Annotated in this window: 11 protein-coding genes; 3 read left to right on the top strand and 8 right to left on the bottom strand. The window is 70.5% G+C overall.

The window, feature by feature from the left end:
- The first annotated feature begins 3 nt into the window (after positions 1-3).
- Positions 4-3,153 carry a bifunctional [glutamine synthetase] adenylyltransferase/[glutamine synthetase]-adenylyl-L-tyrosine phosphorylase gene (locus GGQ69_RS07300; RefSeq protein WP_221243361.1) on the top strand — a complete coding sequence of 1,050 codons (3,150 nt, stop codon included), beginning with the start codon at positions 4-6 and terminating at the stop codon, positions 3,151-3,153.
- Between the two features lie 26 nt (positions 3,154-3,179).
- On the opposite strand, the gene GGQ69_RS07295 is transcribed toward GGQ69_RS07300, so the two are convergent.
- Both GGQ69_RS07295 and glnA read right to left on the bottom strand, forming a co-directional pair.
- Positions 3,180-4,166, bottom strand: coding sequence for an LLM class flavin-dependent oxidoreductase (locus GGQ69_RS07295; RefSeq protein WP_183526522.1), 987 nt, complete (start codon positions 4,164-4,166; stop codon positions 3,180-3,182).
- Positions 4,167-4,372: 206 nt separating this feature from the next.
- Complete coding sequence (gene glnA / locus GGQ69_RS07290) at positions 4,373-5,797, bottom strand: type I glutamate--ammonia ligase (RefSeq protein WP_183526519.1); 1,425 nt, start codon at positions 5,795-5,797, stop codon at positions 4,373-4,375.
- A 174-nt stretch (positions 5,798-5,971) separates the two neighbouring features.
- Here glnA and GGQ69_RS07285 point away from each other — a divergent pair, with 174 nt between their 5' ends.
- Positions 5,972-6,529: an RDD family protein gene (locus GGQ69_RS07285; RefSeq protein ID WP_183526516.1), complete on the top strand. Its 558-nt coding sequence runs from the start codon at positions 5,972-5,974 to the stop codon at positions 6,527-6,529.
- Positions 6,530-6,642: 113 nt separating this feature from the next.
- Here the strand turns inward: GGQ69_RS07285 and GGQ69_RS07280 are convergent, their stop codons facing one another.
- Genes GGQ69_RS07280 through lipB form a run of 3 tightly spaced genes read right to left on the bottom strand, consistent with a single transcriptional unit; the run spans position 6,643 to position 9,222 of the window.
- Positions 6,643-7,464 (bottom strand): DUF4191 domain-containing protein, encoded by an 822-nt coding sequence (locus GGQ69_RS07280; protein WP_183526513.1) that lies wholly within the window; start codon positions 7,462-7,464, stop codon positions 6,643-6,645.
- A 13-nt stretch (positions 7,465-7,477) separates the two neighbouring features.
- Positions 7,478-8,482: a lipoyl synthase gene (gene lipA, locus GGQ69_RS07275; protein WP_183526510.1), complete on the bottom strand. Its 1,005-nt coding sequence runs from the start codon at positions 8,480-8,482 to the stop codon at positions 7,478-7,480.
- Positions 8,479-9,222, bottom strand: coding sequence for a lipoyl(octanoyl) transferase LipB (gene lipB, locus GGQ69_RS07270; RefSeq protein ID WP_183526507.1), 744 nt, complete (start codon positions 9,220-9,222; stop codon positions 8,479-8,481). The genes lipA and lipB overlap by 4 nt, the downstream gene beginning before the upstream one ends.
- A 147-nt stretch (positions 9,223-9,369) precedes the next feature.
- On the opposite strand from lipB, the gene GGQ69_RS07265 reads away from it, so the two are divergent.
- Positions 9,370-10,872, top strand: a complete 1,503-nt coding sequence (locus GGQ69_RS07265) for a serine/threonine-protein kinase (RefSeq protein WP_183526505.1) — start codon at positions 9,370-9,372, stop codon at positions 10,870-10,872.
- A gap of 97 nt (positions 10,873-10,969) precedes the next feature.
- On the opposite strand, the gene GGQ69_RS07260 is transcribed toward GGQ69_RS07265, so the two are convergent.
- From GGQ69_RS07260 to lpdA, 3 genes are all read right to left on the bottom strand, one after another.
- On the bottom strand, positions 10,970-11,332 hold the full coding sequence (locus GGQ69_RS07260; protein WP_183526502.1) for a hypothetical protein: 363 nt from the start codon (positions 11,330-11,332) through the stop codon (positions 10,970-10,972).
- A gap of 3 nt (positions 11,333-11,335) precedes the next feature.
- On the bottom strand, positions 11,336-13,171 hold the full coding sequence (gene sucB, locus GGQ69_RS07255; protein ID WP_183526499.1) for a 2-oxoglutarate dehydrogenase, E2 component, dihydrolipoamide succinyltransferase: 1,836 nt from the start codon (positions 13,169-13,171) through the stop codon (positions 11,336-11,338).
- A 100-nt stretch (positions 13,172-13,271) separates the two neighbouring features.
- Positions 13,272-14,651, bottom strand: a complete 1,380-nt coding sequence (gene lpdA / locus GGQ69_RS07250) for a dihydrolipoyl dehydrogenase (RefSeq protein WP_183526495.1) — start codon at positions 14,649-14,651, stop codon at positions 13,272-13,274.
- Positions 14,652-14,730 lie beyond the last annotated feature (79 nt).

Here is a 14,730-nt window from a genome sequence, read left to right as displayed (position 1 = left end):
CCGATGCGACCCTCCACCCCCGGAAGCAGCGCCCCTGCCGCCCGCAGCGCGAACCGCAGCGGCATACCGGTCCCGGCCGGTTCCCCGGCCGAGGCCGGCGGATTCAGCCGGGGCGTGCTCATCGGGACTGGGTTCACCGACCTCGACCGCGCTCGCACGCTGCTGGCCTCGAGCGAGCTCGACCGGGTCGACCACGAGACGCTGCTCGGGATCCTGGCCGACGCCCCGGATCCCGACCAGGCCCTGATCCTCCTGGTCCGTCTCCTGGACCGGGCCCCGGGGACGGCAGGCGTGCTGGACGACCCCGACCGGTCCCTGGCCCTGGCGCGACTGCTGGGCTCCTCGGAGGCACTGGGGGAGTTCCTGATCCGCCGGCCGGACCACGTCGACCTGCTCACCGACCCCACGCAGGCCGCGGCCACGGCCCCCGTGCTCGGCCCGGAGGGGCTGGACTCCGAGTCCTCCACGCTCCGGGACCTGCTGCTGGCGGCCGTGGAGGCGGACCCCTCGGTGCCCGAGCCGGTGGCCGGGCTGCGGGGCAAGGAGGCCGCTGCCGCGCTGCGCATCGCGTACCGCCGCCAGCTGACGGCCCTGGCCCTGCAGGACCTGACCGACCCGGATCCCCAGGGCATCCAGCCGAAGGTCTCGGCGTGGTTGTCCGACCTGGCCGGCGCCGCGATCGAGGCGGGACTGGCGGTGTCCCGCGCGGACGCCGCCGAGCAGTACGGCGACGACGCGCGCAGCGTCAGCCTGGCGGTCATCGGCATGGGCAAGTGCGGGGCCCGGGAGCTGAACTACATCTCGGACGTGGACGTGATCTTCGTCCACTCCTCGACCCTGGCCGACGGGCACCGGTCGGCGACCATCGCCACCGCCCTGGCCGCCGGGATCTCCCGGTACGTCACCGCCGCGGCGCCCGAGCCGGGACTGTGGGAGGTGGACGCCAACCTGCGTCCGGAGGGCAAGGACGGGACGCTGTCCCGCACGGTCGACTCCCACGCCGAGTACTACCGCCGCTGGGCCCACACCTGGGAGTTCCAGGCCCTGCTCAAGGCCCGGCCGATCGCCGGGTTGCCGGAGCTGGGCCAGGAGTACATCGACGCGATCTGGCCCCTGGTGTGGACGAGCTCGGAGCGGGAGGGCTTCGTGTCCTCCGTCCAGGGCATGCGCCGCCGCGTGCTGGACAACATCGCACACCAGGACCGGGACCGTGAGATCAAGCTGGGCTCCGGCGGGCTCCGGGACGTCGAGTTCACGGTCCAGCTGCTGCAGCTGGTCCATGGCAAGACCGAGGAGTCCGTGCGGGTCCGCAACACCCAGAGCGCCATCCGTGCCCTGGAACGGCGCTCCTACATCGGCCGCAAGGACGCCCAGTCCTTCGCGGCGGCCTACCGGTTCCTGCGCCTGCTGGAGCACCGGATCCAGTTGGTGCACCTGCGCCGCACCCACCTGATGCCGGACCGCCCCCGTGCCCGGTGGGTACTGGCCCGCTCCTCCCGGGGTCCGGGGGAACCGGGCCCGTCCGACGCCGATGCCCTCACGGCGGTGTGGAAGCGGACCCGCAAGGACGTGCGGGCCCTGCACGAGAAGATCTTCTACCGTCCGCTATTGTCCACCACGGCGGCCCTGTCCGCCGAGGAGGTCCGCCTCACCCCGGTGGCGGTGGGCGAGCGGCTCTCGGCCCTGGGTTACCTGGACCCGTCGGGTGCCCTGCGCCATATCGAGGCCCTCACCACGGGCGTGTCCCGGCGCGCGTCCCTGCAGCGGCAGCTGTTGCCGGTCATGCTCGGCTGGCTGGCGAACGGACCGGACCCCGACGGCGGCCTGCTCGCCTTCCGGAGGCTGTCCGAGTCCCTCGGTTCCTCACCCTGGTTCCTGGGTATGCTCCGGGACTCCTCCGCGGCGGCGGAGCGGTTGTGCCATGTCCTGTCCTCCTCCTCCTACATCAGCGACATGCTCGAGCACCTGCCGGAGGCCGCGGCCTGGCTGGGCCGGGACCGTGAACTGCAGCCGATGCCGTTCGAGGCGCAGTGGCAGGAGATCCGGGCCAAGATGGCCCGCCACCCGGACGGTGACGAGGCGATGCGGCAGATCCGGTTGATCAGGCAGCGCGAGATCCTGCGCACCGCGATCGCCGACGCCGCCGGACTGCTGGACCAGGACGCCGTCGGGCATGCCCTCTCCGACGCGGACCGGGCCGCCGTCCTCGGCGCCCTGCACGTGGCCGAGAACACGATGTTCGGCCACCCCGAGGCCCGCCAGGACGAGGCCGGGGAACTCACCGACCTGCTCCTGGTCGCCATGGGCCGCCAGGGCGGCCAGGAGATCGGCTACGGATCGGACCTGGACGTGATGTTCGTCCACCGCCCCCGGGCCGGTGCCGACCCCGACGCGGCCCAGCGGCAGGCCGTGGAGCTGGCCAAGCAGGTGAGCTCCCTGCTGACCAAGCCGTGCCGGCCGCCCGTGCTGGCGGAGCGGCCACTGATCGTGGACGCCGATCTGCGTCCCGAGGGCAAGAAGGGGCCGCTGGCGCGGTCCCTGGAGTCCTACCAGGAGTACTACCGGCGCTGGGCGGACACCTGGGAGGTCCAGGCCCTGCTGAGGGCCCGGGCCGTCGCCGGCGACCCCGGACTCGCCCGGGACTTCACCGCATGGGCGGACTCCGTGCGCTACGCCGGGGATCCCGGTCCCACGGCCATCCGGGAGATCCGCCGGATCAAGGCCCGGGTGGAGTCCGAGCGGCTGCCACGGGGCGCGGACCCCGCCCGTCACCTCAAGCTCGGCCGGGGCGGGCTGTCCGACGTCGAGTGGCTCGTCCAGACCCTCCAGCTGCAGCACGCGGACACCCGCGCGTCATTGCGGACGACCGGGACGATGTCCGCGCTGGAGGCGTTGGTGACGGAGGGCCTGCTGCCGGCGGAGGACGGTGAGGTGCTGCACCGTGCGTGGCAGCTGGCCTCGAGGGTCCGCTCCGGGATCGTGGTGTGGTCCGGCAAGAACTCGGACGTGCTGCCGACCAAGCGCCAGGACCTGGAGGCCATCGCGCGGTGGTGCGGTTACGAGCCCGGCAACGCCGCCGGGCTGGAGGAGGACTACCTCCGGTGCACCCGGCACGCCCGCCAGGTGTTCGAGAAGCACTTCTACGGGGCCTGAGCCGTGCCGACGTCCCGTCCGGCGGGTCAGCCGCGGACCATGACGTTCTCCCCGAGCAGCTGGAGGGTGCGGTGCCGGGCCTCGAGGTCCGGGGCCGCGTTGGTGATGATCAGCTCGTCCGCCTGGACGCGCTCCCTGAACCGGTCCAGGTAGTCCCGGACGGTCTCGACGGTGCCGACGGCCGTGTACTTGGTCATCGAGAGCACCTGTTCCGCGGCGGGGGAGTGCATCAGCTGGGTGACCTCCTCCTCGGTGAGGTCCCGTCCCCGGCCGAGCATCTGCCGGATGCGGAACCGCTGGGAGAGTTCGAACTGCCGCTGGGCCTCCTCGGCGGTGTCGGCGGCGATGACGTTCAGCGCGGCGATGAAGTGCGGTTCCGGGTAGTCCTCGGACGGCTCGAACGACTCCCGGTAGATGCGGGCGGCGTGTTCGAGCATCTGCGGGGCGAAGTGCGAGGCGAAGGCGTACCCGAGCCCCAGGGCGGCCGCGAGCTGCGCCCCGTACTGGGAGGAGCCGAGCACGAACAGCGGGACGTCGGTCCCCTTGCCCGGATAGGCGTCCACCCCGGGGATCATGGACTCGCCCTTGAGGTATCCCTGCAGCTCCTTGATGTCCCGGGGGAACGTGTCGGCCGCCGAGGGCTCGCGCCGTAGGGCCATCATGGTCCGCTGGTCCGTGCCCGGGGCCCGCCCCAGTCCCAGGTCGATCCGGCCCGGGTGGATCTCGGCCAGGGTGCCGAACTGCTCGGCGATCACCAGCGGCGAGTGGTTGGGGAGCATGATGCCGCCGGCGCCCAGGCGGATGCTCGAGGTGTTCGCGGCGACGTGGGCGATCAGCACCGAGGTGGCCGAGGAGGCGATGGAGGGGAAGTTGTGGTGCTCGGCGAACCAGATCCGGGCGAACCCCTGCTCCTCGGCCGCCCGTGCCAGGTCCACGGTGGCGGCCACCGCCTCGGCGACGGACTGGTCCGGCAGGACGGTGGACAGGTCGAGGATCGACAGGGGGTAGCTCACGAGGGGCCTTTCACGAGGGGACATCGCTCAGGCACAGCCGACGCCGGGGGGAATCTATTCCCCCGGTCCTCGTCGACCCGAGGCCAGGGGCGCCGGGACGTACCTCCCCCCTCAACGCGGAAGAGCCCGCACGAGACGCCCCTCGACAGGGCGGGCGCTCGTGCGGACTCTGTGCGGGCCGAGGCCCTCAGCGACCGGCGACCAGGCTAGACGCCGTAGTAGAGCTCGAACTCGTAGGGGTTCGGGCGGATCGACAGCGGCAGGATCTCGTGCTCACGCTTGTAGGAGATCCAGGCCTCGATGAGGTCCTCGGTGAAGACATCACCGGCCAGGAGGAACTCGTGGTCCTCCTCGAGCGCGCGCAGGGCCTCCTCCAGCGAGGCAGGTGCCTTCTGGATGGTCGCGGCCTCCTCGGCGGGCAGCTCGTAGAGGTCCTTGTCGATCGGCTCGGCCGGCTCGATCCGGTTGCGGATGCCGTCCAGGCCGGCCATCAGCTGGGCGGCGAAGGCCAGGTACGGGTTGCTGGACGGATCCGGGGCGCGGAACTCGAGGCGCTTGGCCTTCGGGTTGGAGCCCGTGATCGGGATGCGGATGGCCGCGGAGCGGTTGCCCTGGGAGTAGACCATGTTGATCGGGGCCTCGAAGCCCTTCACCAGACGCCGGTAGGAGTTCACCGTCGGGTTGGTGAACGCCAGGATGGCAGAGGCGTGCTTCAGCAGGCCGCCGATGTACCAGCGGGCGGTGTCCGAGAGGTTGGCATAGCCCTTCTCGTCGTAGAACAGCGGCTCGCCGGCGTTCCACAGCGACTGGTGGCAGTGCATGCCCGAGCCGTTGTCACCGAACACGGGCTTCGGCATGAAGGTCGCGGTCTTGCCGAAGGCGTCCGCGGTGTTCTTCACCACGTACTTGAACTTCTGCAGGTCGTCGGCCGCGTGGGTCAGCGTGTTGAACCGGTAGTTGATCTCCGCCTGGCCGGCCGCACCGACCTCGTGATGGGACCGCTCGACCTCCAGGCCCACCTCGTCCAGGGCCACGCAGATCGCATCGCGCAGGTCGGCCTGCTTGTCGACCGGCGAGACGGGGAAGTAGCCGCCCTTGACACCGGTCTTGTGGGATAGGTTGCCACCCTCCTCGGCGCGACCGGAGTTCCACCAGGCCTCGTCGGAATCGACCGAGTAGAAGCTGTGGTTGGGCGTGGACTGGTACCGGACGTCCTCGAAGATGAAGAACTCGGCCTCGGAGGCGAAGTTCGCCGTGTCGGCGATGCCGGTGGAGGCCAGGTACTCCTCGGCGCGCTGGGCGACACCGCGCGGGTCGCGGTGGTACGGCTCACCCGTCCGGGGGTTGACGATGGAGAAGTTCATCACCAGGGTCTTCTCGACCCGGAAGGGGTCGACGTAGGCGGTGGCCACGTCCGGGATCAGCTGCATGTCGGACTCGGCGATGCCCTGGAAGCCACGGATCGACGAGCCGTCGAAGAGCTGGCCATCGGTGAAGAAGTCCTCGTCCACGGCCTTGGCCGGCAGGTTGAAGTGCTGCTGGACCCCGGGCAGGTCGGTGAAGCGGACATCGATGAAGACGATGTCCTCTTCCTGGATGAACTGCAGGGCTTCCTGGACGGAAGTGAACATGCGGGCGCTCCTCGGTGGATCGTTGCGAATGGGTTCACCCTATCGGCATGCCGTGAATCATCGGTGACGGTCGTGTTTCGGGCGTGTAACACGGCACGCCGCGGCCTGGGTCCGCGGTGGCCGTCACCGCGGTGGCAGGCGGACGCGGACGGGCCGACTCGGTAGAGTGGGACGGTGGCTCGATCCAAGAAGAACAGGTCCTCCGCCGGCGCAGGCGCCTCCTCGACGGGGACGTCCGGGAAGCCCCGCGACGACCGTCCGCGACCCGCTGCGGAGCCTGCCGACGAGCGCCTCATCACCCGGCGGGACATGGCCGGGTGGGTCGGGGGGACCGAACGGTCCGGACAGCTGGGCAAGTGGCCCGGGGAACGCCTCGGACTGGCCGAGGAGGGACCGACGGCGATGGCCGGATGGGGCCGGCGGGTGCTGGCCCTGGTCATCGACTGGTTCATCCCCGCCGTGGTGTCCGCCGTGTGGTTCCAGGGGCACAGCCTCGTGACGCTGGGCCTGTTCGTCGTCCTGCAGGTGCTGGGCGTCGGCCTCCTGGGCACCACGATCGGCAAGCGATTGGTCCGGATCCAGGTCGTCCGCGTCGGTGGGGCCATGACCGGCCTGCCCAAGGCCCTGCTGCGCACGGTGCTGCTCTGCCTGATCGTCCCGCCGCTGGTGATCGACGGCGACGGCCGCGGACTGCACGACCGGGCGGCCGGAACCGTCCAGATCCGGATGTGAGGTTCCCCAGGATCCGGGGACGAGGGGACCCGGGTCCTGAGATTCCTGGAACCCGGACGTGCGGGTTCCAGGACGCTCGAGACCCGGGGTCCGTCGCTTCGGGTCAGGAGGCCTTATCGGCCGCGCATCGACTTGCGGTCCGGCCGGGCACGGTAGGGATCGATGCCCTTCGGGATCGGCATCTTCGCGGACCCCAGCGCCGCCAGGCGCTTGTCCACGGCCTGGACCTCCTGCTTGGTCAGGGTCTTCTTCATGCGCTTGAGGGTCTTGGCCAGGTCCTGGAGCTCGACCTGGCCCTCGCCGTGTCCGGTCGCGAGGACCTGGATCGGCACGTTGGGCAGGAAGCGCTGCATGTTGCGCCGCTCCTTCTCCACCAGGGGACGGACGCGGTTGGTCGGACCCTCGGTGATGAGCACGACGCCGGGACGGCCCACCGCGCGGAAGACCGCGTCCTGGGTCTTGGGGCTCACCGCCACGGGCTGCTCGTGGATGATCCAGCCGCGGCGCAGGGTGGACAGGGCCGCGCCGGCGGCGCCGGGGCGGCCGTCGATGCGGGCGAAGGCGGCGCGCTCGGCCATCCGGTTCATGATGATGACGGCGGCCAGCAGGCCGAACGGGATGGCGATGAGCAGCCACGTGATCCAGTTGTTCAGGAGCAGGCCGACGATGAGGCCGATGACGAGGGCACCGACGAAGGCCAGCGACATCCACAGCACGACCTTGGGGTCGTGGGCGCGGGTCATGGAGAAGACCTCGCCCATCTGCTTGAAGACGCCGGGCTTCTTGGTGGCCTTCTTCCGGGCCCTGTTCTCGGCCTTGTTCGCCTTGGCGCTGGCGCGCTCCTGGAGGCGGCGCTCACGCTGGGCGGCCTTGACCGCCTTCAGGGCGTCACGGGTCGAGGACGAGGATGCTGCGGGATCTGTGCTCTTGGCCATAGTGGCGCTAAGTCTACCGGCCGGCAAGGAGGGTTGCGGCCTCCTGCCGCGTGCTGCCGTTGTCCTCGATGTGGGCGAGGTGCTCGGGCATGGGCCGTCCGAGCTTGCGCATGGCAGAGGCGTACAGCCGGCCGGCCCGGTAGGAGGACCGGACCAGGGGACCGGCCATGACGCCGGCGAAGCCGATCTCCTCGGCCCGGTCGGACCAGTGCACGAATTCCTGCGGCTTGACCCAGCGGTCGATCGGGTGATGCAGCTTCGAGGGACGCACGTACTGGGTGATCGTGATGATGTCGCAACCGGCCTCGTGCAGGTCCAGCAGCGCCTGGTCGATCTCGTGGTCCTCCTCACCCATGCCCAGGATGAGGTTGGACTTGGTGAGGAGCCCGTCCGCCTTGGCCATGGTCAGCACGCGCAGGGACTTCTCGTAGGTGAACGCCGGGCGGATGCGCTTGAAGATCCGCGGCACCGTCTCCAGGTTGTGGGCGAAGACCTCCGGTCGGGCGTCGAAGACGACCTGGACGAGGTCCGGGTCGGCCCCGAAGTCCGGGGGCAGGATCTCCACGCCCGTGTTCGGGTTCAGCTCGTGGATCTTCCGGATCGTCTCGGCGTAGAGCCAGGCCGCACCGTCCTTCTGGTCGTCCCGGGCCACGCCGGTGACCGTGGTGTAGCGCAGGTTCATCTCGCGGATGTTCTCCGCCACCCGGCGGGGCTCGTCCAGGTCCAGCGGGTTGGGGCGGCCGGTGGCGATGTCGCAGAAGTCACAGCGACGGGTGCAGACGTCACCGCCGATCAGGAAGGTGGCCTCCCGGTCCTCCCAGCACTCGAAGATGTTCGGGCAGCCGGCCTCCTCACACACGGTGTGCAGGCCGGAGGACTTGACCTTGTTCTTGAGCTGGATGTACTCCGGCCCGATCTCGACCTTCGCCTTGATCCAGTCGGGCTTGCGTTCCACGGGGACCTCGGAGTTCCGGGCCTCGACGCGCAGCAGTCGGCGGCCGTCGGGGGATGCGCTCACTTGGATGTTCCTTCCAGCAGGGGGGAGTCGATTCCCTCGCCCGCGGCGAGGAGGGCCGAGGACACGGGGGCGAGGTGCTCCGGGGCCAGGGCGGTGAAGTGCTCCATCACGGCGGTCACGACGTCGGCGGGGGACACGTCCTGTCCGGTCTCGGCCGCGATGGTGGTGGATCCTGCGTCGGTGATGCCGCAGGCGATGATGTGGTCGTAGGGGGTCAGGTCGTTGTCGCAGTTCAGGGCGAACCCGTGCATGGAGACCCCGTGGTTGACCCGCAGCCCGATGGCCGCGATCTTGCGATCGGGCAGGGGCCTGCCGTCGGCGTCGGTTCCGCCCCGGATCCAGACCCCGGACCGGCCGTCGACCCGTTCACCCGTCAGTCCGTAACCGGCCAGCGTCCGGATGAGGACCTCCTCCAGGAACCAGACGTACTCCCGGACGGCGGCGGGGTCGGCGAGCCGGACCACGGGGTAGCAGACCAGTTGGCCGGGGCCGTGCCAGGTCAGCTTGCCCCCGCGGTCCACGTGGACCACGGACGAGCCGTCATCGGGCATGTCCGCGGGCTCGGTGCGCTTGCCGGCGGTGTAGACCGCGGTGTGTTCCAGCAGCAGCACGGCGCCGGCCGAGGAACCGTCCACGACGTCGGCGTGCAACGACTGTTGCAGGTCCCACGCCCGTTGGTAGTCAACGGTGTCCGGGGACAGGCCCAGGACGCGGAACGGCGGGTAGGTCGACGCGGACATGCGTCCACTCTAGCCTCGCACCCCGTACCTGTGGATAACCCGCCACGCCATGCGGGGTAACGCGGCACGATGGAAGGACGGCGCACGGGAGTGCACGGAAGCGCACCGGACGGCGGGGCAGATGGAACGGGAAGGCGACCGGACAGCATGGGCACACCAGGGGACACCCCCACGGTCCCGGGGTGGCAGGTGCGGCGTGAACTGGGCCGTGGAGGCAGCTCGACGGTCTGGCTGGTGGAGGACGGCCAGGGCGGGCAGGCCGCCCTGAAGCTCCCGGACCGATCGGCCGAGGCGCCCGCGGCCTCGCTCGACGTCGAGTTGCGGGCGCTGGGCGAGCTGAGGCACGAGCACGTGGTGCGACCGCTGGGGGTCGTGTCCACCGACCGGGGACCGGGACTGCTGAGCGAGTACCACGCCGGCGGTTCCCTGGGTTCCCTGGTCCGGGCCGCGGGCCCGTTGCCGGTGGGTCAGGTGGTGACCGTCCTGGTGCCCGTGGCGCAGGCCCTCCAGGCCCTGCACGGGCTCGGTGTGGTCCACGGTGACCTCTCGCCGGGAAACATCCTCTTCACCGTCCAGGGACGTCCGGCGGTCTCGGACCTCGGGTCGTCCCGGTTGCTGGGCGGGGCATCTGTCCGGACCGGCACTCCGGGCTTCTGCGCCCCGGAGATCGCGGACGGTCCCGACGACGGGCACGGTGGGCTCGACCCGGCCGCGGACGTCTACTCGCTGGCGGCCGTCGGATGGTATGCCCTGACCGGACGGGCCCCGGCCCGCACCTCGTCCCGCGCCCCGCTGCCGCTGGTGGTCCCGGACATCCCGGACGAGGTCCTCTCGCTCCTGGAGGCAGGGCTGGCCGAGGACCCGGGGGTCAGGCCCAGCGCCGAACGTTTTGCCCTGGCCTGCTATCGCTGGGCCACCGCCGAACCTGTGGACCTGTACCCGTCGGCCAGCCCGGACGTGGCCATGGAGCTGCCCACGCGCCATCGCACCGAGCCCGCACGACGGCGGCGACGGCCCGTCCTGTGGGCCGCGGGTACCGGCGCGGCGCTGGCGGTGGCCGGCGGTGTCCTGGCCACCGGCGTGGCCGGGATCGGGGCAGATCCCCCGGTGTCCGCCCCGACGCCCGGCCCCGCCGGGGCAGCGGCCAGCGATCCCGCGACGACTGGGCCGAGGGGGACGCCGTCCCCCTCGGCCCCCGGCCCCTCGACCACCGGCCCCTCCGGCACGACGGGCCCTCGGGACGGCGGGGGTACGAGCGACGTGGCGGAGGCGGCGCGAACCCTGGGACCGGCCCGGGCGCGGGCTCTGGCCTCGCTGGACCGGGAGGATGTCCGCGCCTACAGCCTGCCGGACTCGCCGGCCTACGAGGCGGACCTGAGGCTGCTCGACGAATTGGACAGCCGCGGCCTGCGGTATGAGGACCTGGCGCTGCGGACGGCCGTCTCCGGGCCGGTCGACCGCACCGGCCCGGACGAGGCCCGGGTACCCCTGACGCTGACGATCAGTCCCTACCGGACGGTGACGACCGCCGGACGGACCGTCGACGAGGTGACGCGCTCGACCGAGGAACGGTTCACGGCCGAACTGGTCCGGACGGGCCCCGGCTGGCGCGTCGAGCGGATCGTCGAGGGACGGGACCCGGAGCGGTGACCGACGACGAGGGCGCCCGCCCGGGAGATCCCGGACAGGCGCCCTCGTCGAGGTGGTGTGTCCGCTGCGACGGGCGCAGCGAACGCACCACGGGTGGTCAGGCGGAGTAGTCCTGCCACAGTACGGCCACGAGGATGTTGATCAGTCCGAGGCCACCCACGGCATGGGCCAGACCGGTGGGCACCGGCTCACCCCTGTTCTCCTTGCGGCGGCCCAGCAGGGCGGCGACGAACACGGCCAGGCCGATGACCAGCTTCACGGTGAGCTTGATCCGGTCGACGGGACCGTCACCCATCTCGGCGAACCCGAACAGCAGCAGGCCGGAGACGATCATGCCCAGTGAACCCCACCACTGCGACGTCGTGATGGTCGGGTTCTTGAAGTGGGCCAGCCAGCCGCCGACGATGGCCGCCGCGGAGACGATGTGGATGGCGACGAAGATCGCGGTGAGGACCTCCACCCCCTACAGCCCCAGCTCGTGGGCGAACTCGCCCTCCTCAAGGCGTGCCTTGATCGTCTGCAGGAACCGTCCGGCGTCCGCGCCGTCCACCAGGCGGTGGTCGTAGGTCAGGGACAGGTACATCATGTGGCGGATGGCGATGACATCGTTGCCGTCCTGGTCCGTGATGACCATGGGACGCTTCACGATGGTGCCGACGCCCAGGATGGCCACGTTCGGCTGGTTGATGATCGGGGTGTCGAACAGCGCTCCCACCGAACCGAAGTTGGTGATGGAGAACGTGCCGCCGGACAACTCGTCGGGTGAGATCTTGTTGCTCCGGGTGCGATCGGCCAGGTCGGCGATCTTGCTGGCGAGACCGGAGAGGTTCAGCGCACCGGCATCCGAGATCACCGGGACGAACAGGCCCTTGTCGGTGTCCACGGCGATCGCGATGTCCTCGGAGTCGTGGTAGGTGATCTCCGAGGTCTCCGCGTTGTACTCCGCGTTGAGCTTCGGGTGCTGCTTCAGCGCCTCCGCCACCGCCTGGGTGATGAACGGCAGGAAGGTCAGCTTCACGCCGTTCTTCTGCTGGAAGCTGCCCTTGGCCCGGTTGCGCAGCGCCACGATCCGGGTCATGTCGATCTCGTGCACCTGCGTGAGCTGGGCGGACACGTCCAGGGACTCGCGCATGCGCCGGGCGATGGTCTGCCGGATGCGGGGGGCCTTCTCCGTGGAACCGCGCTTGGACGGGTCCACGGTGCTGGCGGCTGCCTTCGCCGCCGGGGCGGCAGACGGGGCCTCCCCACCGGCCGGTGCCTGCGGGCGGCCGCCGGCCTGGGAGGCCTTGGCGGCCTCGGCGGCCACGAGCACGTCCTGCTTGCGGATCCGGCCACCGACACCGGTGCCCACGACCGCGGACAGGTCCACGTCGTTCTGCTGGGCCAGGCGGCGCACCAGCGGGGTGACGTACCCTTCACCGGGCGCCGAGGCCTGGGCCGCGGGCTTGTCCTGGGCCGGCTTGTCCTGGGCCGGCTTGTCCTCGGCCGGCTTCTCCTCGGCCTTCGGCGCGGGCTTCTCCTCAGCCTGGGGGGCCTGCTGGGCGTCCGCCTGCTGGGCGGGCTCCTCCTCGGCGGGCTCCTCTTCGGCGGGTGCCGGCTTCTCCTGGGCCGGGGCGGCAGCCGGGGCGGAACCGCCCGCGGAACCGGAACCGACGAGTGCCAGCAGGGCACCGACCTCGACGGTCTCGTCCTCCTGGACCTTGATCTCCAGCAGCTTGCCGGCCACGGGCGAGGGGATCTCGGTGTCGACCTTGTCCGTGGAGACCTCGAGCAGCGGCTCGTCGACCTCGACGTCGTCGCCGACCTCCTTGAGCCAGCGGGTGACGGTGCCCTCGGTCACGGACTCACCCAGTGCGGGCAGGGTGACCTCGGTGGCCTCACCGCTGCCGCGCTCCTCGGCGTCCTCGGCGGCGACCTGCTCGGAGGACAGCTCCTGGCCGGCGGTGCCGGTGTCCCCGGCCTCGTCGGTGTCCGTTCCCGCGGCCTCCTCGGTCGCCTCCTCGGCCTGCGGCTGCTCCTCGGCACCGGCGTCGGAGCCGGCATCGGAGGAACCGCCGCCGGAACCCTCGCCGATCCGGGCGAGCGGGGCGTTGACCTCGACGGTCTCGTCCTCCTGGACGAGGATCTCCTCCAGGATCCCGGCCACGGGGGAGGGGATCTCGGTGTCCACCTTGTCGGTGGACACCTCCACCAAGGGCTCGTCGACGGCGACCTCGTCGCCGACCTCCTTCAGCCAGCGGGTGACGGTGCCCTCGGTGACGGATTCACCCAGGGCCGGCAGGTTCACGGTTTCAGACATGTCGTCCCGTTTCTCCTCAAGTGCGTGCCGGCTGCCTGCCGGCCTGACGGTTGTTGACGGCCCGACTCCACGGTGCGGGCCGGTGTGCGTTCTGGTGGTCTCAGCCGTGCAACGGGTGGCCGTTCAGGGCCATCGCGGCCTCGCCCAGGGCCTCGTTCTGGGTCGGGTGGGCGTGGACGAACGCGGCCACGTCCTCCGGGTAGGCCTCCCAGTTCACGATGAGCTGGGACTCACCGATCTGCTCGCCGATGCGCTTGCCGATGCCGTGGACACCCACGATCGGACCGTTCTTCTGACGGACCATCTTGATGACGCCGCCGGTGCCGAGGATGGAGGACTTGCCGTTGCCGGCCAGGTTGTACTCCACGGCCTCCACGTTGCCCTCGCCGAACTTCTCCTTGGCCTTGGACTCGGTGTAGCCCACGGACATGATCTCCGGGTCGGTGAAGGTGACCTTGGGGATGTTGATGTCCTCGACGATCAGCGGGTTGTTCCCGGCGATCTCCTCGGCCACGAAGTGGCCCTGCTGGTAGCCGCGGTGCGCCAGCTGCAGGCCCGGCACGATGTCCCCGATGGCGTAGATGTTGCCGACGCCGGTGTGCAGGCGCTCGTTGGTGATGACGAAGCCGCGGTCCAGGGTGATGCCCTGCTCCTCGTAGCCCAGTCCGGCGGTCACGGGGCCACGGCCCACGGCCACCAGGCAGACGTCCGCGGTGAATTCCTTGCCGTCCGCCAGGGTGACCTTGACGCCGTCACCGGTCTCCTCGACCTTCTCGAAGAAGGTGCCCAGGCTGGTCTTGATGCCCTTCTTCTTGAACTCCCGCGTCAGCACCTTGATGATGGCCGGGTCCTCGTTGGGGACCAGGCTCTCCAGGCCCTCGATGATGGTGACGTCCACGCCGAAGGAGTTCCAGGCGGAGGCGAATTCGGAACCGATGACCCCACCGCCCAGGATGATCGCCGACTTCGGGGTGTAGTCCAGTTCCAGGGCCTCGGTGGAGGTCATGATCTTCCCGCCGATCGGCAGGCCGAAGGTCTTGGCCTCGGAACCCGAGGCCAGGACGATGTTCTTGCCCGAGTAGCGGGTGCCGTCGACCTCGATCTCGTTCTGGGAGACGAGCTTGCCCTCGCCCTCGATGACGTTGACCTTCTTCATCTTGAGCAGCCCGGTCAGGCCCTTGAACTTGCCGGCGACGATGCCGTCCTTGTACTTGCGCACCCCCGCCATGTCGATGGAGTCCAGCGTGGTGTTGATGCCGTACTTGGAGCTGGTCCGGGCCTCGTCGGCGAGCTCGGCCGCGTGCAGGTACGCCTTGGTGGGAATGCAGCCCCAGTGGAGGCAGGTGCCGCCCAGCTTGGCCTTCTCGATGAGTCCGACCGTCAGCCCGTACTGCACTGACCGCAGTGCGGCGGCGTAACCGGCGGAGCCACCGCCGAGGATGAGAACGTCGAATTCCTTGGCGGTTGCCTTGTCGGCCACGATGGAGCTCCTCACGATCGGGCAGCGGGGTCTCCGGTTGCCCTGGGGTTGGTGGACGGTCCGTGACCGGATCGTCACG

The organism is Micrococcus sp. TA1 (assembly GCF_014199555.1).
GTDB lineage: Bacteria > Actinomycetota > Actinomycetes > Actinomycetales > Micrococcaceae > Citricoccus.
The sequence above is the reverse complement of the archived record's forward strand: the minus strand, read 5'-3'. Positions and strand labels throughout refer to the sequence as shown.

What these genes read in the sequence shown, in the direction of transcription:
- lipB (WP_183526507.1), bottom strand. Translation starts at nt 9,222, where the DNA reads ATGTCCGCGTCGACCTACCCGCCGTTCCGCGTCCTGGGCCTGTCCCCG.
- GGQ69_RS07265 (WP_183526505.1), top strand. Translation starts at nt 9,370, where the DNA reads ATGGGCACACCAGGGGACACCCCCACGGTCCCGGGGTGGCAGGTGCGG.
- GGQ69_RS07280 (WP_183526513.1), bottom strand. Translation starts at nt 7,464, where the DNA reads ATGGCCAAGAGCACAGATCCCGCAGCATCCTCGTCCTCGACCCGTGAC.
- sucB (WP_183526499.1), bottom strand. Translation starts at nt 13,171, where the DNA reads ATGTCTGAAACCGTGAACCTGCCGGCCCTGGGTGAATCCGTCACCGAG.
- glnA (WP_183526519.1), bottom strand. Translation starts at nt 5,797, where the DNA reads ATGTTCACTTCCGTCCAGGAAGCCCTGCAGTTCATCCAGGAAGAGGAC.
- GGQ69_RS07300 (WP_221243361.1), top strand. Translation starts at nt 4, where the DNA reads ATGCGACCCTCCACCCCCGGAAGCAGCGCCCCTGCCGCCCGCAGCGCG.